This window comes from Hamadaea sp. NPDC050747, from assembly GCF_040654195.1.
Lineage (GTDB): Bacteria > Actinomycetota > Actinomycetes > Mycobacteriales > Micromonosporaceae > Hamadaea.
Map to the genome: position 1 here is coordinate 92,529 of NZ_JBFAHM010000010.1, position 21,784 is coordinate 114,312.

18 protein-coding genes are annotated in these 21,784 nt (G+C 70.4%); 8 read left to right on the forward strand and 10 right to left on the reverse strand.

Annotation, left to right across the window (positions count from 1 at the left end; all coding sequences use genetic code 11):
- The first annotated feature begins 110 nt into the window (after positions 1-110).
- On the forward strand, positions 111-1,043 hold the full coding sequence (gene lipA / locus AB0H43_RS24120; RefSeq protein ID WP_360003134.1) for a lipoyl synthase: 933 nt from the start codon (positions 111-113) through the stop codon (positions 1,041-1,043).
- A 20-nt stretch (positions 1,044-1,063) separates the two neighbouring features.
- Positions 1,064-1,762: a DUF4191 domain-containing protein gene (locus AB0H43_RS24125; protein WP_360002569.1), complete on the forward strand. Its 699-nt coding sequence runs from the start codon at positions 1,064-1,066 to the stop codon at positions 1,760-1,762.
- A 1-nt stretch (position 1,763) separates the two neighbouring features.
- On the opposite strand, the gene AB0H43_RS24130 is transcribed toward AB0H43_RS24125, so the two are convergent.
- Together AB0H43_RS24130 and AB0H43_RS24135 are read right to left on the reverse strand one after the other, a co-directional pair.
- Entirely contained in the window at positions 1,764-2,567 is an 804-nt protein-coding gene (locus AB0H43_RS24130) for a DUF4190 domain-containing protein (protein WP_360002571.1), read from the reverse strand.
- A gap of 35 nt (positions 2,568-2,602) precedes the next feature.
- A complete protein-coding gene (locus AB0H43_RS24135; protein ID WP_360002573.1) occupies positions 2,603-2,968 on the reverse strand; it encodes an RDD family protein in 366 nt (121 codons plus the stop codon).
- Positions 2,969-3,175: 207 nt separating this feature from the next.
- On the opposite strand from AB0H43_RS24135, the gene glnA reads away from it, so the two are divergent.
- Together glnA and AB0H43_RS24145 are read left to right on the forward strand one after the other, a co-directional pair.
- Positions 3,176-4,609, forward strand: coding sequence for a type I glutamate--ammonia ligase (gene glnA, locus AB0H43_RS24140; protein ID WP_360002575.1), 1,434 nt, complete (start codon positions 3,176-3,178; stop codon positions 4,607-4,609).
- 126 nt (positions 4,610-4,735) lie between these two features.
- Positions 4,736-5,170, forward strand: coding sequence for a hypothetical protein (locus AB0H43_RS24145; protein WP_360002577.1), 435 nt, complete (start codon positions 4,736-4,738; stop codon positions 5,168-5,170).
- Here AB0H43_RS24145 and AB0H43_RS24150 read toward each other — a convergent pair.
- A complete protein-coding gene (locus AB0H43_RS24150; protein ID WP_360002579.1) occupies positions 5,152-6,072 on the reverse strand; it encodes a GNAT family N-acetyltransferase in 921 nt (306 codons plus the stop codon). The two genes, AB0H43_RS24145 and AB0H43_RS24150, sit on opposite strands and share 19 nt — an antisense overlap.
- 80 nt (positions 6,073-6,152) lie before the next feature.
- Here AB0H43_RS24150 and AB0H43_RS24155 point away from each other — a divergent pair, with 80 nt between their 5' ends.
- Together AB0H43_RS24155 and AB0H43_RS24160 are read left to right on the forward strand one after the other, a co-directional pair.
- Positions 6,153-8,642, forward strand: coding sequence for a penicillin acylase family protein (locus AB0H43_RS24155; protein WP_360003136.1), 2,490 nt, complete (start codon positions 6,153-6,155; stop codon positions 8,640-8,642).
- Between the two features lie 42 nt (positions 8,643-8,684).
- Positions 8,685-9,470: a metallophosphoesterase gene (locus AB0H43_RS24160; protein ID WP_360002581.1), complete on the forward strand. Its 786-nt coding sequence runs from the start codon at positions 8,685-8,687 to the stop codon at positions 9,468-9,470.
- On the opposite strand, the gene AB0H43_RS24165 is transcribed toward AB0H43_RS24160, so the two are convergent.
- From AB0H43_RS24165 to AB0H43_RS24190, 6 genes are all read right to left on the reverse strand, one after another.
- On the reverse strand, positions 9,467-12,421 hold the full coding sequence (locus AB0H43_RS24165) for a bifunctional [glutamine synthetase] adenylyltransferase/[glutamine synthetase]-adenylyl-L-tyrosine phosphorylase (RefSeq protein WP_360002583.1): 2,955 nt from the start codon (positions 12,419-12,421) through the stop codon (positions 9,467-9,469). The genes AB0H43_RS24160 and AB0H43_RS24165 overlap by 4 nt on opposite strands.
- A gap of 5 nt (positions 12,422-12,426) precedes the next feature.
- Positions 12,427-13,224, reverse strand: a complete 798-nt coding sequence (locus tag AB0H43_RS24170; RefSeq protein WP_360003138.1) for a type 1 glutamine amidotransferase — start codon at positions 13,222-13,224, stop codon at positions 12,427-12,429.
- 113 nt (positions 13,225-13,337) lie between these two features.
- The gene (locus AB0H43_RS24175; protein WP_360002585.1) at positions 13,338-14,300 is read right to left on the reverse strand and encodes an endonuclease/exonuclease/phosphatase family protein; all 963 of its coding nucleotides are present in this window, start codon (positions 14,298-14,300) and stop codon (positions 13,338-13,340) included.
- A complete protein-coding gene (locus tag AB0H43_RS24180) occupies positions 14,293-16,227 on the reverse strand; it encodes an ABC transporter ATP-binding protein (protein WP_360002587.1) in 1,935 nt (644 codons plus the stop codon). Before AB0H43_RS24180 ends, AB0H43_RS24175 begins: the two co-directional genes overlap by 8 nt.
- On the reverse strand, positions 16,224-18,005 hold the full coding sequence (locus AB0H43_RS24185) for an ABC transporter ATP-binding protein (RefSeq protein WP_360002589.1): 1,782 nt from the start codon (positions 18,003-18,005) through the stop codon (positions 16,224-16,226). Before AB0H43_RS24185 ends, AB0H43_RS24180 begins: the two co-directional genes overlap by 4 nt.
- A gap of 41 nt (positions 18,006-18,046) precedes the next feature.
- On the reverse strand, positions 18,047-18,973 hold the full coding sequence (locus tag AB0H43_RS24190) for an LD-carboxypeptidase (RefSeq protein ID WP_360002591.1): 927 nt from the start codon (positions 18,971-18,973) through the stop codon (positions 18,047-18,049).
- Positions 18,974-19,107: 134 nt separating this feature from the next.
- Between AB0H43_RS24190 and AB0H43_RS24195 the strand changes: the two genes are divergently transcribed.
- Positions 19,108-19,635 carry a TIGR00730 family Rossman fold protein gene (locus AB0H43_RS24195; protein WP_360002593.1) on the forward strand — a complete coding sequence of 176 codons (528 nt, stop codon included), beginning with the start codon at positions 19,108-19,110 and terminating at the stop codon, positions 19,633-19,635.
- Positions 19,632-20,354, forward strand: a complete 723-nt coding sequence (locus AB0H43_RS24200; RefSeq protein WP_360002595.1) for a VOC family protein — start codon at positions 19,632-19,634, stop codon at positions 20,352-20,354. Before AB0H43_RS24195 ends, AB0H43_RS24200 begins: the two co-directional genes overlap by 4 nt.
- Before the next feature lie 103 nt (positions 20,355-20,457).
- On the opposite strand, the gene AB0H43_RS24205 is transcribed toward AB0H43_RS24200, so the two are convergent.
- Positions 20,458-21,606, reverse strand: a complete 1,149-nt coding sequence (locus tag AB0H43_RS24205; RefSeq protein WP_360002597.1) for a hypothetical protein — start codon at positions 21,604-21,606, stop codon at positions 20,458-20,460.
- Positions 21,607-21,784: the final 178 nt, after the last annotated feature.

The window sequence follows — 21,784 nt, forward strand, 5'->3', positions numbered from 1 at the left end:
TGTTGCCGATCAGGGTAAACGTGACGGAAGAGACGCCGCAACCAGGTTGTGGCGGTGCTTACCTCGGCTGCTCGGCGGGGTCCAGTGAGCGTAGTCTTTGGCTCGTGACCATGGTTGCTCCCGAGGGCCGGCGCATGCTGCGTATCGAGGCCCGAAACGCCGAGACCCCGATCGAGCGCAAGCCCGACTGGATCAAGGTCAAGGCGAAGATGGGCCCCGAGTTCACCCAGCTGCGCGGTCTCGTCCAGCGCGAAGGGCTGCACACCGTCTGCCAGGAAGCCGGCTGTCCCAACATCTACGAGTGCTGGGAGGACCGGGAGGCGACCTTCCTCATCGGCGGCGACCAGTGCACCCGGCGCTGTGACTTCTGCCAGATCGACACCGGCAAGCCGGCCGAGTTCGACGCCGACGAGCCGCGGCGCGTCGCCGAGTCGGTCGCGTCGATGGAGCTCAAGTACGCGACCGTGACCGGGGTCGCCCGCGACGACCTGCCCGACGGCGGCGCATGGCTGTACGCCGAGACCGTCCGGCAGATCCACGGCCTGGTCCCCGGGTGCGGCGTCGAGCTGCTGATCCCGGACTTCAACGCCGACCCCGCCCAGCTGGCCGAGGTGTTCGGCAGCCGTCCCGAGGTGCTGGCGCACAACCTGGAGACGGTCCCCCGGATCTTCAAGCGCATCCGCCCGGCGTTCCGCTACGAGCGGTCGCTCGACGTGATCACCCGGGCTCGCGAGGCCGGCCTGGTCACCAAGTCCAACCTGATCCTGGGCATGGGCGAGGAGCGCGAGGAGGTGTCGCAGGCGCTGCGCGACCTCCACGAGGCGGGCTGCGAGCTGATCACGATCACCCAGTACCTGCGCCCGACGCCTCGGCACCACCCGATCGACCGCTGGGTGAAGCCGGAGGAGTTCATCGAGCTGAAGGCCGAGGCCGAGGAGATCGGCTTCGCGGGGGTCATGTCCGGGCCGCTGGTGCGCTCGTCGTACCGGGCCGGCCGGCTCTACCGCCAGGCCCTCGACGCCCGCAAACTCGCCGCCGCCTGAACCTGATTAGACTTCAGGACATGGCGAAGCCCTCAGAGGAAAAGGTCTCCTTCGGCGGACGGCTGAAGCAGATCGGCATGGTGTTCAAGTTCACCGCAAAGCAGGACAAATGGTTCATCCCGCTTGTGGTGGCGGCCGTGCTCATCCCGATCGCCGTGACCGTGCTCGTCGTCGGCCTCACGAGCAGCTGGATCTGGATCCCGATGGGCGTCCTCGTGACGCTCCTCGCCGTCCTGCTCGTGCTGAACCTGCGCAGCAACTCGGCCATGATGAACGCGCTCGAGGGCCAGCCCGGTGCGGCCACCCAGATCCTGTCGTCGATGCGGGGCAACTGGCGTACCAAGGAGCAGCCGCTCGCGTTCACCGTGAACAACGACTTCGTGCACCTCGTGCTCGGCCCGGCCGGCGTGGTGCTCATCGGCGAGGGTGAGCCGCAGCGGGTCAAGCCGATGCTCGGCGAGCAGAAGCGGCGGCTCGGCAAGGTCATCGGCCAGACCCCGCTCTACGACATCATCGTCGGCAACGGTGAGGGCCAGGTCTCCATCCGCAAGCTGCGTACGCACATCCTGCGGCTGCCGAAGAACCTCTCCGGCAAGGAGATCAACTCCCTGGACCGGGCGCTCACGGCGCTGACGGCCCGGCCGCAGATGCCGAAGGGCGGACTCCCGAAGGAGTTCCGCCCCCCGAAGGGCGCCATGCGCCAGATGCGCGGCCGCTGACCTACTTCCGCAGGCTTCCGGTGTACTGCTTGGTCTCGCTGCCGACGAGGCACGAGACCGAGTGGTCGCCGCGGTTCCAGACCATGGACGTGTGCGGGTAGAGGTAGTAGATCTCCAAGGTGTCGTCCTTCTGCGCGTCCGCGGTCAGCGCGTCGACCCGCTCGGTGCAGCCGTCCTCGGACTGCTTGATCACGGTGTCGCTGCCCGGATAGGTCGAGCCGCTCAGGTTGAAGACGGCGTACACCTCGGCGCCGTGCGGCTGCGAGCAGGGCACGACGTCGACGGCCCGCACGACACCCTCGGCGGGCAGCTTCTTCAGGCAGTCGCCGAGCTTCAGCTCGACCGAGCTGACCGTGCCTTCCTCGGTCACCGTGCCGTTGGCGTCCCGGTCGGCTTCGTTCATGACGGCGATCGCGACACCGGTCCCGCAGGCCAGCAACCACACCAGGGAGAGCACGAGGCCGGCGATGGCCATGCCCTTGCCCTTCTGGTTGCGCTTCTTGATCTGGCCCAGGGCGATGAAGCCGAAGATGACGGCGAACAGGCCGCCACCCAGGAGGCCGAAGATCAGCGAAGCGATGGCGAAGCCGTTGGTGCCGGACGGCGGTGGAGGCTGCGGTTCCCACTGTGAACCGGGCGGCGGGTACTGCCCCGGGGCGCCGTACTGCGGCTGACCGTACGGCGCTTGCCCGTATTGCTGCGGTTGCCCGTACTGCTGGGGCTGGCCCGGCTGGGGTTGGCCGTAGGACTGTGGGGGCTGACCGTACGGCGGTGGATCCTGCGGATTCTGAGGGGGGTATGTCACAAGATCGCAGCCTAACGGCTTCGATCTCTACCCGCTCACGCAGGCGTTATCACGCTGCGTGCGAAGCGGTCGTGGACCCCGCGGCGGTCCGTGTCCATGATAAGTGCGGGGACGACGAGTGCCAGCAGGAATCCCCGCAACGCCGCCCGGGGTACGCCGATCGGCCCACCGCCGTCGACGCTCACGCAGCGGATGCGGGCCAGCCGCATGCCGGGGGTCTGCCCGAACAGGCCGAGGAAGAAGGCGTACTCCAGGATGAGCACGGCGACCGGCTCCCAGGTGGCCGTCCGGAGATCCGGGACGAAGAAGCCGGAGACCAGCAGGCAGAGCAGCCAGTCGACGAAGAGCGCCACGAACCGGCGGAAGAGCGTCGGAACGGCTTCTTGCGAGGTCTCGGTCACGCGCGTCAGAGTACTCGCCTAGGCTGTGGGAAACGCACGGTGGCGCAGCGCACGTGCCATGTAACACGGCCGAAACAAAGCCGACACGGCTGGGCAACGCCACCTCCGTACCGTCGCGACCAGCCAACGGCCACCTGCGCAAGTCGACGAACGCCTTGACCAGTGACCGCGAGCGCACCGATCTAGAGCCATTGCCAGGAGGACGTGTTGTTCGCCAATCCCGAGGAACTCCTTCGGTACCTCAAGGACGAGGACGTCAAGTTCGTCGACGTCCGTTTCTGTGACCTGCCCGGCGTGATGCAGTTCTTCACCGTCCCGGCGGATTCCTTCGACGAGAGCGCCTTCACCGACGGCCTCGCCTTCGACGGTTCGTCCATCCGCGGGTTCCAGGCCATCCACGAGTCGGACATGCTGCTCCTGCCCGACGTGACGACGGCGTTCATCGACCCGTTCCGGATCCAGAAGACCCTCGCGCTCAACTTCTTCATCCACGACCCGTTCACTCGTGAGGCGTACTCGCGGGACCCGCGGAACATCGCCAAGAAGGCCGAGGCCTACCTGGCGGGCAGCGGCTTCGCGGACACGGCCTACTTCGGCGCCGAGGCGGAGTTCTACATCTTCGACTCGATCCGCTACTCGACCCAGGCCAACCAGGCGTTCTACCACATCGACTCGATCGAGGGCGCGTGGAACACCGGCGCGACGGCCGAGGCCGACGGCGGCGCGAACCGCGGTTACAAGCCCGGTTACAAGGGCGGCTACTTCCCGGTGGCGCCGACCGACCACTACGCCGACCTGCGCGACCAGATGGTCACCAACCTGGTCGACCTCGGCTTCACCGTCGAGCGCGCGCACCACGAGGTGGGCACCGCCGGCCAGGCCGAGATCAACTACCGGTTCGCCACGCTGCTCGCCGCGGGCGACCAGATGCAGCTGTTCAAGTACGTCGTGAAGAACACCGCCTGGCACGCCGGCAAGACCGCGACGTTCATGCCCAAGCCGCTGTTCGGCGACAACGGCTCCGGCATGCACACCCACCAGAGCATCTGGCTCGGCGGCGAGAACCTGATGTACGACGAGACCGGCTACGGCGGCCTGTCCGACCTGGCCCGCTGGTACATCGGCGGCCTGCTGCACCACGCGCCGTCGCTGCTGGCCTTCACCAACCCGTCGGTGAACTCCTACCGTCGTCTGGTGCCGGGCTACGAGGCGCCGGTCAACCTGGTCTACTCGCAGCGCAACCGCTCCGCCTGCACGCGTATCCCGGTCACGGGCACCAACGCGAAGGCCAAGCGCATCGAGTTCCGCTGCCCGGACCCGTCGTCCAACCCGTACCTGGCCTTCTCTGCCATGTTGATGGCGGGCCTCGACGGCATCAAGAACAAGATCGAGCCGCCGGCCCCGATCGACAAGGACCTCTACGACCTCCCGCCGGAGGAGGCCGCGAGCGTCCAGCAGGTCCCCGGCTCGCTGGCCGACGTGCTGACCAACCTGGAGAGCGACAACGAGTACCTCCAGGCGGGCGGCGTGTTCACCGGCGACGTCATCGAGACCTGGATCGACTACAAGCGCTCCACCGAGATCGACCCGATCCGGCTGCGCCCGACGCCGCACGAGTTCCAGCTCTACTTCGACGTTTAGGCGTCGAGTCGGCCGGCTCACCGATGTGTGACGCGCGGCGGCGCACATCGAAGCAGTAGGCACAGCGACGTCTCAAGGGGTCCCGGTTCGCCGGGGCCCCTTGATTTGTTTTCCTACGCTCACGCCATGCACGTGACGAGTCCGGGCGGCACGGACTGGTGGGTCGGCCGCGGTTGGCTGCCCTGGCGTCCGCACAACTGGTTCGACGGCGGCGACGGCACCGACTTCGGCGGCGGCGACGACCTGATCGGGCTCCTCATCTCGCTCTTGGGACTGGTCGTGAGCGTCGTACTGCCGATCCTGCTGGGGATCGTGGTCACGATCGGCGAGTGGGTGCTGTTGCTGCTGCTCTTCCCGGTCGGGCTCGTGCTGCGGGCCGGTTTCGGTCAACCGTGGCCGGTCGGCATCCGGGCCGGCCGCGGTGACCACACCTATTGGACGGCGGCCTCCGGGTGGCGCGCCTCCGCCCAGCTCATCGACGACACCGCCCGCGAGCTCGCCGCTTTCGGCGAGCCGCGAACCCTGGAGGCGCACCTTGAGGCTCAGACCGTCCGCAGGTAGGAGTACTGCACTGCGCAGGGCCGATAGCCGAGCCACTCGTTGACCGCCAGCATCGGCTGGTTGACCTCGTCGTTGCTGGTGTACGCCGCAGTCACCCCTGCGGCGGCGGCGCGGCGTACGGCTTCGGACTTGGCGAGCTTGGCCAGTCCACGTCCACGGTGCGTCCGCAGCGTGCCGGTGCCGCCCGACCACATCCGGCCGCCTTCGCGATCCACTTCGACCAGCGTGTACGCCGCCGGAACGTCGCCGGCGAGGACGACGACGCTGGCGTCGAGGTCGGCCGACGGGTTCTGCCAGATCTCGGCGTACCAGTCTTCGTAGGGGACGGCGTCCATCGCGGTGTCGCCCGGTTCGTCGACGACCGTGGCGGCGTCGACTGAGTAGAGCGCTTCCGGGCCGGCTTCGCGGGCGGAGACGAGGACGACGCCGTCCGGCGTGGCGGGCGCGGGCGGCAGTTTCGCGATGTCGGTGAGGTCGAGCTTCGAGTAGCGCAGTTCCGCCGTACGCTCGTAGCCCCGCCGGTGCAGGAAGCCCGCGACGTCCTCGTCGTCGGTGCCCCAGATCTGGATCTTGCGCCCGTCGTGCTCGGTGAGATGCGCGTCGAGGACGGCGTACAGCTGAGCACCGATGCCTTGTCGCCGGTGGTCGGGGTGGACCATGACGAACATCGAGGCCGCGCCCTGCTCCGAGGTCCAGGTGTTGAACGAGGCACGCCCGGCTCCGACGACCTGGCCGTCGACCTCGGCGACGAGCACCTTCGCGTACGCCCGCTCCGGGGTGACCTCCCAGAAGTGCTGGATGCGCTCGGGGCTGAAGACCTGGTACGGCGTGACGACCCGCCGGAGGGCGTTGAAGGCGGCCGCGTCGGCGGCGCCACTGGCCGGACGGAGGAGTGCGTTCATACCCGAAGGTCTACCAGTGCCCGCAACCTCTTTTCTGACCTGCGGGTCAGCAGAATATGCTGCACGCCGTGCCGGAAAACATGAGCCGTTCCCGCGTTTGGCTTCGCCGCGCCCGCAAGATCTCCCTGTGGACACTCGCGGTGGTGATCGTTCTCGGGCTCGTCGGCGCGGGAACCCTCGTCTGGTCCATTCGCCGGGCGCTCCCCCAGCTCGACGGCACGGCGACCCTGCCCGGTCTGTCGGCCGACGTCCGCGTGCAGCGTGACGCGCAGGGCATTCCCGAGGTCTACGCGACCACGTCGGCGGACCTCTACCGGGCGCAGGGCTATGTGCACGCCCAGGACCGGTTCTGGGAGATGGACTTCCGGCGGCACGTCACGGGCGGGCGGCTCGCCGAGTTGTTCGGCGAGGGCCAGCTGGAGACGGACGCGTACCTGCGGACGATGGGCTGGCGGCGGGTCGCCGAACAGGAGTGGGACCTCATCTCGGCCGACTCCCGCGCCAACCTCACCGCGTACGCCGAAGGCGTCAACGCCTATCTGGCCACGCATTCCCCCAAGGCGATCAGCCTGGAGTACTCGCTGCTCAGCCTGCAGAACTCCGGCTACGACATCGAGAAGTGGGATCCGATCGACTCGCTCGCCTGGCTGAAGGCGATGGCCTGGGATCTGCGCGGCAACATGGAGACCGAGATCCGGCGGGCCGCCCTGCTCGCCGAGGGGTTGAGCGTCGAGCAGGTCGAACAGCTCTATCCGGCGTACCCCTATGACCGCAATGTCCCCATCGTGCCCGGCGGCGAGACGACCGGCACGCCCCCCGCGCAGCCGGCGGTAAAGCCGACGAGCGCGCAGGGCGACCTGCTCCGAGGGCTGGCCGACGGCCTGGACCGGATGCCGCAGCTGATGGGCGACGGCGGGCCGGGCATCGGCTCGAACTCGTGGGTGATCAGCGGCGATCTCACCGCGACCGGCAAGCCGATCCTGGCCAACGACCCGCACCTGAGCCCGTCGCAGCCGGGGATCTGGTACCAGATCGGCCTGCACTGCGCGTGCGGTACGCAGTCCCAGGACGTCGCCGGGTTCAGCTTCTCCGGCGTGCCCGGCGTCGTGATCGGGCACAACGCCCGGATCGCGTGGGGCTTCACCAACCTCGACCCGGACGTCACCGATCTCTACTACGAGAAGGTCACCGGCGACCAGTACGAGGTGGACGGTCGGCTCAAGCCGCTGACCACCCGTCAAGAGGTGTTGCGGATCGCCGGTGGCGGGCAGAAGACGATCACCGTCCGGTCCACCGGCCACGGCCCGTTGCTCTCCGACGCCAGTGAGGATCTCCAGAAGCTCAGCAAGGACGGGTACGCCGTCGCCCTGCGCTGGACCGCGCTGGACCCAGGCCGGACCGCCGACGCGTTGTTCGCCCTGAACAAGGCCGGAAACTGGACCGAGTTCCGGGCGGCCGCCGCCCTGTTCGAGGTGCCCGCGCAGAACATGATCTACGCCGACGTGGACGGCAACATCGGTTACCAGTCGCCGGGCCGCATCCCCGTACGCGGCAAGGGCGACGGTCGCTGGCCCGCGCCGGGCTGGGACTCGGCGTACGACTGGACGGGGTTCCTTCCGTTCGCCGAGCTGCCGACCGTCCTCAACCCGAAGCAGGGGTACGTCGCGACCGCGAACCAGGCCGTCATCGCGCCGACCTACCAGCACTTCCTCACCAGTGACTGGAGCTACGGCTACCGGTCGCAGCGGATCAACGACATGATCACCGCGACGGCCAAGGCTGGGAAGATCACCCTCGACGACGTCCAGAAGATGCAGTTCGACAACCGCAACGGGTTCGCCCCGGCCCTGGTTCCGTGGCTGGCCCGGACGGCGCCGGACGCGGCGAAGCAGGCGGTGCGGCTGCTCGACGGCTGGGACTACCAGCAGGGCGAGGACTCGGCCGGGGCGGCGTACTACAACGCCGTCTGGCGGAATCTCCTCAAGGTGGTCTTCGACGAACTCGGCGAGGACTACTTCCCCGACGGCGGCGACCGGTGGTTCGAGGTGGTCCGGAACCTTCTCGATCGCCCGGAAGACGCCTGGTGGGACGTCAAGTCGACGGCCGAGCACGAGACCCGGGAGCAGATCCTGGCCCAGGCGCAGGCGGACGCGGTCGCCGAGCTGACGAAGGACCAGGGCAAGGATCCGGAGAAGTGGCGCTGGGGCACGATGCACACGCTCACCGCGACCCACGCGACCTTCGGCACCAGCGGCATCGGCCCGATCGAGTGGCTGTTCAACCACGAGAAGACCGGCGTCAGCGGCGGCGACTCGATCGTCAACGCCACCGGATGGAGCGCGGGCGAGGGCTACGAGGTCGACGCCGTGCCGTCGATGCGAATGATCGTCAACTTGTCCAACCTGGACGACTCGCGGTGGATTCAGCTGACCGGCAACTCCGGGCACGCCTTCGCCGACACCTACGACAACCAGTACGAGCTGTGGCGTACCGGGCAGACGCTGCGGTTCCGCTTCGCCCGAGCGTCCATCGACGACGCCACGGAGCACACGCTGACACTGACCCCGTGACGCCGAACCCCACAAGATCGCCGGAAGGGATAAGCTGACGCCGTGGCGCTCTATGTCGTCGGCGACACCCACGGGCATCATGCCCAGGTCACCGAGGCTCTCCGCGAGGCCGGCCTGCTCGACGCGGGCGGCTCGTGGGCGGGCGGCGACGCCCGGCTGTGGTTCCTGGGCGATCTGACCGACCGCGGCCCGGACGGGATCGGCGTCATCGATCTGATCATGGCGCTCCAACCGCAGGCCGCCGCGGCCGGTGGCGAGGTGGGCTGCGTCCTGGGCAACCACGACCTGCTCATCTACGGATCGCGGTACATCCCGGACGCCCCCATCACGCCCGAGCGCACGATCATCCAGTCCTGGGCGCTCAACGGCGGCCAGGGCACCGACCTCGACGGTCTCACCGACGCCCACCTGGCCTGGCTGGCCGCACTGCCGGCGGTCGCCCTCGTCGACGACAACCTGCTGATCCACGCGGACACGACGGCATACCTCGAGTTCGGGGACAGCATCGCCGAGATCAACGCGGCGGTCGGCCGGATGATGGCCGACCGTGATCCGGCGACCTTCGGCCCGCAGATGCGGCTGATCTTCCGGCGCTTCGAGTTCCTGGACCCGGCCACCGGTCCCGACCGCGCCCGCCACCTGCTCGCGCGGCTCGGCGGGCGGCGGATCGTCCACGGCCACTCGACCATTCCCGAGACCTTCTCGGTCCCGCCGGCCGAAGTGGACTCCCCCGTCGTCTACGCCGACGGGCTCGTGATGTCGGTCGACACCGGGATCGCGCTCGGGGCGCGCTGCGTACCGTTCGAGCTGAGCGCCGTCCCGGCCTAGTTCTCGAAGAACAGCCGCTCGACCACGGCTCGCGCACGCCGCGTGGCCCGCAGATACTCCTCCAGCACCAGGGTCGGCTCGCCCTCGTGCCCCAGGACCTGCGCGATGCCCTCCAGCTCCGGGCCGTGCCGCGGCAGCTGGTCGGCGGCCCGCCCCCGGACCAGGGTCAGCGCGTTGCGTACGCGGGCCGCGAGGCTCCAGGCCGTCCGCAGGATCTCCGCGTCGGCGGCGGACGCCAGGCCCGCGCCGGTCGCCGCGGCGAGCGCCGTCAAGGTCCGCGTCGTCTTCAGCTCTGCCAGCTCGTACGCGTGACGCAGTTGCCAGAGCTGGACGGTCCATTCGACATCCGCGATGCCACCGCGCCCGAGTTTGGTGTGGGTGAGCGGGTCGGCCGCACGGGGAAGCCGTTCGTTCTCGACCCGGGCCTTGATCCGGCGGATCTCGACGACCTGCTCCCGGGTCAGCCCGCCGTCGGGATAGCGGATCGGCTCGATCAGCTCCACGAACCGGGCGGCGAGCGTCTCCGAGCCCGCGACCGGGCGCGCTCGAAGCAGCGCCTGCGCCTCCCAGATCGCGCTCCACTTCGCGTAATACCGCTGGTACGCCGTGAACGACCGGACCAACGGCCCCTGCCGGCCCTCCGGGCGCAGGTCGGCGTCCACCCCGAGTGGCGGATCCTGCGCCGGCGCGGCCAGCAGCGTACGCAGATTCTCCGCGACGGCCAGCGCGATGCCCTGCGCCTCGTCGTCCCGCAGGCCACCTGGGCCGCCGCCGGGTTCATAGACGAACAGAACGTCGGCGTCGGACGGGTAGCTCATCTCGTATCCGCCGAGGCGGCCCATGCCGATGATCGCGAACTCGAAGTCGGCCGGGGCTCCGGCGGCGGTCCGGGCCACTTCGAGGGCGGCGGCCAGCGTCGCGTCGGTGACGTCGGAGAGCGCCTGCCCGGTCGCCAACTCGGTCGGCCGGAGGAACAGGTCGGCGCACGCGGTGCGGAACAGCTCGCGACGGCGTACGGCGCGGACGGCCCGAATCGCCTCCGGGGGCACCCGGTAGCGGCCGGCGGCCGAGGACATCGCCTCGATCAGGGCCGGCCGTTCGCGGGGAGCCAATTCGGCGTCCGAGGCCATCAGGCGAAGTGCTTCGGGATCGCGGGCGAGCAGGTCGACGGCGTACCGCGAGGTGCCGAGCAACCGCGCGAGGCGCAGCGCCACTGGTCCCTCGTCCCGCAGCAGCCGCAGATACCACGGCGTCGCGCCCAGCTTCTCCGACACCTGCCGGTACGCCAAAAGCCCGGCGTCGGGGTCGGGCGCGTCGGCGAGCTCCTCCAGCAGCACCGGGAGCAGGGTGCGCTGGATCGCCGCCGTACGGGACACTCCCCCGCTCAACGCCTCGATGTGCCGCAGCGCACCGGCCGGATCGGCGTACCCCAGCAGTTCCAGTCGCTGCCGGGCCTGCGTGGGCTGCAACGACAGGCCGTCCGCGGGCACCTGGGCGACCGCGGCGAGCAGCGGCCGGAAGAACAACTTCGCGTGCAGACGCCGGACCTCGGCCGCGTGCGCCACCCAGTCCGCCCGGAACATCTCCTCCGCTGTCCGGGTGCCGCTTCCGGCGTACCCCATGGAGTGCGCGAGCCAGAGGAGGGCCGCGGACCCGGCGCCGCCGTCATTGGCCGGGACGGTGTGCGTGCGCCGCAGTTTCTGCAGCTGGAGCCGGTGTTCCACCTCCCGCAGGAACCGGTACGCCAGCACGAGCGCCTCGCCGTCGTGCCGGCCGACGTAGCCGCCGGCGACGAGCGAGCGCAGTGCGATGAGCGTGTTGGGTGAGCGCAGCGTCTCGTCGGCGCGGCCGTGCACCAGCTGGAGGAGCTGGACGGCGAACTCGATGTCCCGCAGGCCGCCCGGCCCGCGTTTGATCTCGCGGTCGATCTCGCTGCGCGGGATCTGCTCGACGATGCGTCTGCGCATCTTGCGGACGTCCTCGACCGCCTCGGGGCGTTCGGCGGCGTGCCAGATGAGCGGCTGCAACGAGACCAGCCACGAGCGGCCGAGGGCGACTTCACCGGCGACCGCGCGGGCCTTGAGCAGCGCCTGGAATTCCCACGTCCGGGCCCAGCGCTGGTAGTACGCGAGGTGGCTGGCCAGAGTCCGCACCAGCGGCCCGCGCCCACCCTCGGGCCGCAACGCCGCGTCGACCGGCCAGGCGACCTGGCCGCAGATCTCCATCAGCCCGGCCGCGATGGTGGTGGCGGCCGGGAGATCCTCGTCCTCCGCCGCGACGAAAATGACGTCCACATCGGACACATAGTTGAGTTCTGTGCCGCCGCACTTGCCCATGGCGATGACGGCCAGCCGAGGATGCCCGGTGACCCGGGCCGACGCCAGCCGGTACGCCACCCGCAAGGTGGCGTCGGCGAGCGCGGTCAGCTCGGCCATCGTCTGCTCGACGTCGACGTGGTCGGCCAGATCCGCCGCGGCGACGCGCAACAGCCCTCGCCGGTACGCCAACCGCAGCGCCGGGACGTCGGCGATCCCGGCGTGCACCTCGTAGCGGGCGGGCATCGTGTGCCGCAGACACCGCCATTCGCCCGGCTGCGCCGCGAGGTGGTCGCCGAGCGCCTCGGCCGCGCCCAGCACCGTGATCAGCCGATCCCGCAGGTCGTGATCGGCGCCCACGGCTTCGACGACGGCCGGGTCCCGCTCGTGCAGCCGGGCCAGCTGCCGCAGCGCCAGATCGGGGTCGGCGACGCGGCCGAGCTGGTCGAGGATGAGCGCCGCCTCCTCGTCGTACGGCCGCTGCTCGTCGGCGACCCACAGGTTCATGCCGAGCGGGCCGAGCAACCGCACCGGATCAGGCCGGCCGGGAACCGCGGTGAAGCCGTACCGGGCGAGCCGCCCGATCCCCGGCGCCGGGCTGCCGGGGAGGGCTTGACCGAGCCGCCGGGACTGCATCCTGCTCAGCCGAGCAGCGGAAGCGTCGCACGGGCGCTCACCGGCGGTTCGAGCCGGCCCAGCGCGAGATCGGCGAACCGGCGGGCGAACGGCTGCCAGACCTCGAAGAGGTCGTCCATCAGCCCGTCCACCCGTTCGATCAGCTCATCGGGATCGATGCCCTGTTCGACCAGGCTCGCCCGGTTCGGCGCGATCCAGCTCGCGAACTGGTCGGTGTCGCACTCGAAGTGGAACTGGGTGCCCCAGGCGAGGTCGCCGAGGCGGAACGCCTGATGGGGATAGCGGCTGGAGGTCGCCAGCAGGGTCGCGCCCAGCGGCAGTTCGGTGATCTCGTCGTAGTGGTACTGCAGGACGTCCGGCACGAACGGCACCGGCGCCCACAGCGGGTCCCGCTCGGCGGCGTCCCGCCGGGCGACCAGACCCGGGCCGATCTCCGGTCCGGCGGCGGACCGCCCGACGGTCCCGCCGTGCGCCTGGGCGAGCAGCTGGCCGCCGAGGCAGATCGCCAACGTCGGTACGCGATGCCGCACCGCCTTGCGCAGCAGCGCCTCCAGCTGCGGGAACCACGGCGCGGCGTCGCCCTCCGGGTAGGCGTCCTGCGAGCCGCCGAGCACCACGACAGCGGCATGCTCGGCCAGCTCCTCCGGCAACGGATCACCGGCGTGGACACGGCGTACGTCGAGGGCCAGGCCGGCCTCCGTCAGCCAGTCGCCCAGTCGGCGGGCGTCGTCGGTCGGGTCGTTCTCGATCACCAGGGCGGCACTCACGTCGCCCAGTCTAGTGAGTGCCTCCGGCGTGATCATCGCGTCAGCCATGTCGTTTGATCGGACATTCCGACTCGTGAAACAGCATGACTGACGCAATGATCACGCACGCGGGTTATGCGCGCGGGTTATGCGCGGGTTACGCGGGGAGGTTATGCGCGCGTGGGGAGAACGAGGGTGGCGATGATCATGCGGTGGTCGCTGCCTCGGATGGTGAACGCGGCGAAGGAGCGTACGCCGATCCGCCGGTCGGCCAGCACATGATCGATGGTCACCGGCGGCACGGGGTCGCCGTTGTACGGTCCCCACGTCCCCACCAGCCCCTTGCCGACCACCGAGGCGGCGTCCCGGTAGCCGCTGTCGATCAGGTCGCGCAGCAGCCCGTGGTCGAGGGTCGAGTTGAAGTCGCCCATCAGCACCCGAAGCGGCCCGCCCGGCGTCGCGGGCGGCTCCTTGCGCAGGTTCGATCGCCAGGCCGGGGTGACGTCGGCGTTGTAGGGCGAGGCCGGATGCGCCGATTCCAGCACGACCGGGACGCCGTCCACCGTGATCACCGCGTGGACCTGCTGGAACCAGCCGAAGGCCATCAGGTGCGAGCCGCCGTCGGTCAGCGGCCGCCGCGAGAAGACCGCTGATCCCTCGGCCAGGCTCGCGGGCGCCACGAACCGCTGCGGCAGCACCCCGCCCAGCCCCGCGGCGTCGGCTGCCGCGAGCCACTCCGGCGTCATCTCCTGCACCGCCAGCACGTCCACCTGCTCCTCGCGTACCCGCCGGAGGATCTCGGCCGGGTCGGCCCCGCCGATCAGCAGGTTCGCGCTCGCCACGCGCAGCTCCGGCCCGGTCGCCCCGGCCAGCGGGTCCCGGTCGGTCATCGCCCGCGGCAGGACACAAGCCGCGAGCACGAGGGCGCTCACGGCGGCGACCGCGGCTTCCGGCCACTTCTTCCGCCAGGCAAGCGCGGGTACGCCCAGCGCAGCGACCAGCACGGCATAGGGCGTGAAGGCGATCACCTGGACCGCCGGGTACCACCCGTCGAGCCCGAACAGCCGGATCGCGGCCCAGGCGGCGACCCCCACGGCGAAGGCCCAGCCCGCGACGATGCCCGCTTTACGCATGGGCGGCCCAGGTCGCGTGCATCTGGGCGTACCGGCCGTCGAGGGCGAGCAGTTCGGTGTGGGAGCCGCTCTCCAGGATCCCGTGCTCGTCGACGACCACGATCCGGTCGGCTCGCATGGCGGTGCTGAGCCGGTGCGCGATCAGCAGCGCGGTCCGGCCGTCCAGCAGCCGGTCGAGCGCCCGCTCCACGCGCAGTTCGGATTGCAGGTCCAAATTGGACGTAGCCTCGTCCAGCACGACCACCCGGGGCTCGGCGAGGAACGCCCGCGCCAGGGCCAGCAGCTGCCGCTGGCCGGAGGAGACGCTCTGGCCGCGCTCGTGCAGCCGGGCGTCCAGCCCGTCCGGCGTACGCTCGACGAGGTCGCGCAGGCCGACGGCGTCGACGGCGGCCCATATCTCGGCCTCGGACGCGTCGGGCCGGGCGAACGCGATGTTCTCCCGGATGGTGCCGGCGAACAGGAACGGCTCCTGCGGCACGACGCCGATCTGCCGCCGCAGTGAGGAGACGGTGACGTCGCGCAGGTCGTGCCCGTCGATGAGGATCCGCCCGGTGTCCGGGTCGTAGAACCGGGTGACCAGCTTGGCCAGGGTCGACTTGCCCGCACCGGTCGGCCCCACACAGGCGACCGTCTCGCCGGGCGCGATCACGAGGTCCACATTCCGCAGCACCGGCCGGCCCGGCAGATAGCCGAAGGTGACCTGGTCGAACCGGATCTCCCCCTGCACCGGCGGCAGTGCCACGGCATCCGGCCGCTCGGCCACCGTGGGCTGGGCGGCCAGCAGGTCGCGCAGCTTCACCACGGCCGCCCGGCCCTGCTGGTAGCTCGTGTAGAGCTGCACGAGCTGCTGCACGGGGGCGAAGAAGGCGTTCAGGTAGAGGACGAAGGCGGTCAGCTCACCGACGCTGATCTCGTTGCGGAGCACCCGCTCGCCGCCGATGAGCAGGAGCGCGGCCATGCCGAGCAGCCCGATGACGGAGGTGCCGGGGCCGTAGACGGCGTTGATGTGGCCGGTGAAGTTGTTGGCGTCCCGGTACTTCCCGACCACTTCCTCGTGGTCGGCGACGTTGCGGTCCTGCCGGTGGTACGCCGTGACGACCCGGACGCCGTAGATGCTCTCCGACAGGTCGGAGTACATCGCGGCGATGGCGTCGCGCTGACGGCGGTACCCGTGGTCGGCGGCGTGCCGGAACCACAGCGAGGCGGCCGTCAGCAGCGGCACCACCAGCAGCAGCGTGATCAGGGCCAGCTCGACGTCGTAGGAGAACAGCACGACGGTGACCACGACCATGGTCAACCCCTGGATGACGAACTGGGCCAACCCGTCGGAGAGCAGGTTCTGCAGCGCCTCCACATCGGAGGTCATCCGGGTGAGGATCACGCCGGCCTTCTCGGTCGTGAAGAAGTCCAGCGACAGTCGCTGCAACTGAGCGAAGACGCGTACGCGCAGATCGCGGACGGCGTCGGCGGCCAACCGGCCGGTCTGCCGCATCCGGGCCACCGAGGCCGCCCAGGAGAGCACCACCGAGGCGATGAAGGCGCCCGCCGCGATCAACAGCGTCCGCAGATCGCCCCGCATGATGCCGTGGTCGATCCCGACCTGCACGAGCAGCGGACCGGCCTGCAGCAGCACCGTCTCGCCGAGCAGCATCACGCAGGCGAGCCCGAACAGCCGCCACCGGCCGAAGAGCAGGCCGGACAGGGTGAGCCGCCGTTCGCCGGGCACCGCCTGCCGGAAAGCGACCGGCTCGGCCGGCTCCGGCCGCCGGCTTTCGAGCGCCTCCAGCCGGTCGACCCCGGCCTGGAGTTCGGGCGGGATGCCCGCGAACGCCAAGCCCTCCGGCGACTTGTTGAGGCCGCCGCGGCCGGGTCCGCCCAGCCGTCCGCCGCCGCCCGGCCCGCCGAAGCCACCGCCGAACATCGTCATGCCGTCACCGCCCCTTCCTCGGCGTCCGCCGGTTCTCCCGCCGGTTTCTCGTAGCTCGCCAGCACCGCGGCGTACCGGGGGTCGTCGAGCAGCTCCCGATGGGTGCCGTCGGCGACGATCCGGCCGTCCTCGACAAGCAGTACGCGATCGGCGAGCCCGATAGTGGAGAGGCGATGCGCGACGATCAAGGTTGTCCGGCCGACCATCAAATCTCGCAACGCGGTGTGAATCCGCTGCTCGACCGAGACGTCCACGGCGCTCGTGGCGTCGTCGAGCACCAGCACCGGCGGGTTCATGAGCAGCGCCCGGGCGATGGCGACACGTTGCCGCTGGCCGCCGGAGAGCGTGTAGCCGCGTTCGCCGACCACGGTCGCGTACGCCTCCGGCAGCTGCTCGATGAACTCGTCCGCCCCGGCCGCCCGCGCGGCGGCGATCACGTCTTCGTCGGCGGCGTCGGGGCGGCCGAACGCGATGTTGTCCCGGATCGTCGCCGAGAACAGGAACGGCTCCTCCGGCACGATGCCGACCTGGCGACGCAGCTCGGCCAGGGAGTACTCCCGGACGTCCCGTCCGTCGATCAGCACCGTCCCGGAGGCGGCGTCGTAATAGCGGGCCAGCAGGCGGCCCAGGGTCGACTTACCCGAGCCGGTCCGGCCCACGAGCGCCACGGTCTCGCCCGGCGCGACCCGTAGATTCAGGTCCTCCACCGCGACCGTGCCGTCGGCGTACGCGAAGCCGACCCCCCGGAACTCCAGCTCCCCGCGCAGCCGAGCCTCGACCGGGCGGTCCGCCTCGACGATCTCCGACTCGGTGTCGAGGATCTCGTAGATGCGCTGCGCCGACGCCGCGGCCCGCTGGCCGAGCATGATCATCATGCCGAGCATGCGGAACGGCGGCTGCAACATCAGGACGTAGGAGTTGAACGCGACGATCGTGCCGATCGTGGTCTGCCCGTCGATGACCATCCAGCCGCCGACCAGCAGCACGAGGGCGAGCCCGAGCCGGGGCAGGCTCTCCAGGGTCGGCGCCCATCGGCTGCGGATGAGCGCGTCGCGCCGGTACGCCCACCGCACCCGATCGGCGGCGTCGGCGAGCGCCTGCACCTGCCGGGGTTCGGCCGCGAACGCCTTCACCACGCGTACCCCTTGGGTGTTCTCGTCCACGATCGTCGCGACGCGGGCCAGGCGGGCCTGGATGAGCCAGGACACCGGGAAGATGGCCTTGCGCATCCAGACGCCGAGCAGCGCGATGAGCGGCATGGTCGCCATCGCGACCACCGCGAGCAGCGGGTTGATCGACAGCATCAGCCCGAAGGCGACCAGCGCGATGGCGCACTGGACGAGGATCGACGGGCCGAAGGCGAGGTACATCTGGACCGCGCGGACGTCGGAGGCGGCCCGCGACATCAGCTCACCGGACTGCACCCGGTCGTAGAAGCCGTAGGGCAGGCGGACGAGGTGCGAATAGATGAGCGTACGCAGGTCGTATTCGATCTCGTACGCCGTGCGCAGCAGATACTTCCGCGCCCCGAAGTTCAGGATGCCCTGCGCGACGGCCAACGCAGCGACAAGCCAGACATAGGTGGTCAGATCAGATGTACGCGCGACCAGCGCGTCGTCGATCCCCCGCCGCAGCACATCCGGGATCTGCACCTGGACCAGCAGGCCGACCAACGACAGGCCGAGTGAGGTGAACAGCATCCCGCGATGGGCGCGCACCAGCGGGAGCGCCCGCCGTAACCAGGACTTGCTCTTGTCGGGGTCGATCCGGGGGCTCATACTCCTTTCCTATACTAACGACCCCCTGGTGCGCACACCCGTTACGGGCGTCCTACGGGTTGGACGTGCAGCGTGCCCGCGTCGGCGTCCAGCACCGCCGGCACTCCCACGCCGATCGCCACGTGCTGGTCGCCGTGCCCGATCGGCAGGCCGCCCAGCAGCGGTACGCCCAGCGGAGCGAGCCGCTCCTCCAGCACCTCCTCGGCGGCCGGGCCGCCCTCGGCGTCGCACTCGGTGAACTGTCCGATCGCGACACCCGCCAGCCCGGTCAGCGCCCCCGACCGCAGCAGCTGCGTCAGCATCCGATCGATCCGGTAAGGCTGCTCGTTGACGTCCTCGACCAGCAGGATCGCCCCGGCCAGGTCGGGCATGTGCGCCGTGCCGACGCTGCTGGCCAGCATCGCGAGGTTGCCGCCGATCAGGACGCCCTCGGCCCGCCCCGCACTGCGTACGCGGAACGTGCTCTCCGCCTCGTCGGCCTTGACCGTCACCGGGGCGGACGACATGAGGACGGTCTTCGCCCCCAACGCCGTCGGCGACTGCGCGCCCTTGTCGAGCTGTGCGGCCACCGGGCCGTGGACGGTCGCCAGCCGGGCGCCCTGCCACAGCGCCAGGTGCAGCGCGGTGATGTCGGAGAAGCCCATGACCAGCTTGGGATCGGCGCGGACGGCGTCGAGGTCGAGCCCGTCGACGATGCGCTGCATGCCGTAGCCGCCCCGGAGGCAGAGCACCGCGCGCACCTCGGGATCGGCGAACGCGTCGTTGAGATCGGCCAACCGCTGCTCGTCCGTGCCGGCGAGGTACCCGGTGCGGGCCAGAGCGTGCCGGCCCAGCCGGGTCCGCAGCTCCCATCCGGTCAGCACGCCGACCGCGGCGTCGGCGCGGACGGACCGGACCGGTCCGGACGGCGAGACCAGGGCCACCAGGTCACCGGCGACGAGGGCGGCCGGACGGACGGGTTCGATCATGACGGCAGCCTATCCTGCGTCCATGCTTGCGCGGGTGACGCAGTGTTGACAGTCCGCGACCGACAGGCCCGCCGGCCATGGACCGGCCCTCCGCGGCGGACGGGGCGGCCCGGCCGCGCGGCTAGGATCGGGACGTGGCTGCCGTCTGCGTTTTCTGCTCGGGCAAGTCCGACGCCCCCGAATCCTTCTTCGAGCTGGCCCGCGAGACCGGCCGCGGCCTCGCCCAGGAGGGTCATTCGCTGATCTACGGCGGCGGCGGGCTCGGCATGATGGGTGAACTGGCCAAGGCCGCCCACGCGGCGGGCGTATCGGTGACCGGGGTGATGCCGGAGGGACTCGTCGCGCTCGAACGGGCGAGCGCGGAGGTGGACGAGCTGATCGTCTCGCCGGACCTCGCCGCCCGGAAGGCCTTGATGATCGAGAAGGCCGACGCCTTCCTCATTCTCCCCGGCGGCCTGGGCACTCTCGACGAGCTGTTCGAGGTGTGGACGACCGGTCCCCAGCTGCGCCTGCACGCCAAGCCGCTGGTGCTGCTCGACGCCGACGGCTTCTACTCCGGCCTCGTGACCTGGCTGGAGTCGCAGCCGCTCATCAGCCCCACCCTCCTCGGCGCCGTCACGGTCGCCCCGACGCTCGATGACGCCTGGGCGGCTCTGCGATGATCCGCTGGACGTACGCCTTCCTCGACCGTCCCGCCGACCGGTTCGAGGCGGCCGCCGAGTTCTGGACGCGGGCCACCGAGACGACGCTCTCCCCGAAGCGTGGCGAATTCGACGAGTTCGCGACCTTCCTGCCCGCCACCGGCGATGCCTTCCTGAAGCTTCAGGCAGTCGGCGGCCGCGGTGGCGGGCACCTGGACTTCGCCGTCACCGACGTCCGCGCCTTCATCACCAGCGCGCTCCGGGCGGGCGCTGCGATGACGGCCGACCACGACGACTGGGCCGTGCTTCGCTCCCCCACCGGTCACTTCTTCTGCGCCGTGCCGTGGCACGGGGAGCAGACCCGGCCCGCTCCGGCGACCGGGCCGTCGGGCGTACGCGTCCGGGTCGACCAGATGTGCGTCGACGCGCTCCCGGACCGCTTCGAGACCGAGTACGCCTTCTGGGCCGCGGTCACCGGCTTCTCCTCGGAGAACTCGTCGCTCCCGGAGTTCCACCGGGTCGTGCCGCCGGCGGGGCTGCCGATCCGCATCCTCGTGCAGCGGCTCGGCAGCGCCGCCGACCGCCCGGCGATGCACCTGGACCTGGCGTGCTCCGCCGTCCCCGCCGCCGTCGCCTGGCACGTCTCGCTGGGCGCGGAGGTCGTCGACGCCCGTCCGCAGTGGACGGTCATGCGCGATCCCGCGGGCGGCGTCTACTGCCTGACCTCCCGAACCCCTTAGCCGCCGGCGCTATCCGGACGGCCGCGTTATGCGGGATAACGCTGCCTCGGAGCCTTGCTCAGACCGCGTTATCCCGGATAACGCGCCGCCAGCCCAACGCCGACTACCCCGCAGCGGCGATCGTGATCTCGGGGTAGCGCGGATCGGCCCGGTCGAGCAGCGGTTCCGGCCGATGCCGCAGATGCCGGTCGAACATCGCCCGGTTGAGCCGCCGGGTGATCTGCGTGGACCGGGTACCGGTCGTCGTGGCGCCGAAGTCGATGCCGAGTTGCTCGCCGAAGAGCGCCAGGTCGTTGAAGGAGGCGTGTTCCGTCCCGGCCACGGTGATCCACCGCTTCCAGCCCGCCATGTGGTCCCAGTCGCGCTGCCACGATTCGTCCGGGCCGCCCGGCGAGTGGAAGGACTGCGTACCGAGGAGCAGGAACGGCCGGGTCACCGGCGCGGGTGGGACGTAGCCCGAGGAACTGCCGTCCATGTCGATGCCCGCCCGGATCCGCGAGTCGCGGAGAATCGCCGGGATCGCGCTCGCCCCACCGGCCGAGTGGCCCGACATGCCGATCCGGCTCCGATCGATGAGGTGGCCACCGGACCACACCGGCTGCGCGCCCAGGAGCTGGTCGAGCACGAAGGAGACGTCGGCCGCGCGTACCTCGTAGAGACGGGCGAAAAACGTCCGGTCGTCGTCGAACGAGCAGGTGTCACAACCGGCGATCCGCCCGTCCGGGAAGGTCACGGCGTAGGTCTCGTAGGTGTGGTCGATCGCCACGACGACGTAGCCGTGGCTGGCCAGGTCCTCGGCCAGGGCCGACAGCGAATTGCGCGGCTGCGTGTACCCCGGCGAGAGCACCACCAACGGCAGACTCCGCGGCCGGCCCATCGGCTTCGCCTCGGCGTACGCGAATGTCCGCACCGTGCTCAAGATGTCCGGCGGCAGGTCGAAGTACTGCTTGCCCTCGAGGAACAGCCGGGACTCCTCCGCCGTCATGTACTGCCATCGACTGCCCCGCCGATCATGCGTCGGGTACCAGATGGTGATCATGAGTTCGCGGGCGGGCACGCTCGGCACCCACGGATCGGGACGCGCCGTGTCCCTGAGATACCGCGAGGTGGCGCCCACCGGGTAAGGCCCGGTCGGACGCAGCAGGTGCAGGTCGGTCGAGGTCGCCGAGGCAGCGGCCGCAGTCGGGAGCAGGGCCGCCGAGGCGACGGCCGCGCTCCCCAGGAGCAGACTTCTACGCGAGAGGTGAGTCATGCCGCGACGCTAGGCGCGGACAACCCCGGCGGTCGTCCGCCGCTGTGTCTACTTCGGATACCGCCACGGGACGACATCATCCTCCCGATGTACAAACGCGTCCTCCGGGCGGGAGTGATTCGTCGGTGGAACGCCGTATACCTCACCGCCCGTGGGTTAGGTCGATGGCGTCCCACCG